The sequence below is a fragment of the Psychrobacter sp. 16-MNA-CIBAN-0192 genome, assembly GCF_040309565.1.
GTDB lineage: Bacteria > Pseudomonadota > Gammaproteobacteria > Pseudomonadales > Moraxellaceae > Psychrobacter.
This window is the reverse complement of record NZ_JBEOOX010000491.1, coordinates 1-254: the sequence shown is the minus strand read 5'-3', so window position 1 is coordinate 254 and position 254 is coordinate 1. Positions and strand designations below refer to the sequence as shown.

Below are 254 nucleotides of genomic sequence, written 5' to 3'. Positions count from 1 at the left end.
GCTCTACCTCTTGTATAGCTGAAAGCTCAGCTTTACCTTTTTCTTGGCGATCAAGTGCGATTAAAACACCACTTAAATCTGCGCCATTTTCAGCAATAATTTCCATAGATTCGCGAATTGCAGTACCTGCAGTGATCACATCATCAACTAGCATTATCTTACCTTTAAGATCCGAACCTACTAAGCTGCCACCTTCACCGTGTGCTTTTTTCTCTTTACGGTTAAAGCAGTAAGGCACATCTTTGTTGTAATGA

General features: G+C 40.6%; 1 protein-coding gene. It reads right to left on the bottom strand.

Going from position 1 to position 254, the window contains the following annotated elements; genetic code table 11:
- Positions 1 to 254: type I phosphoribosyltransferase (locus AAEY78_RS14085; RefSeq protein ID WP_502943785.1), on the bottom strand; the 254-nt coding region annotated here is incomplete at both ends.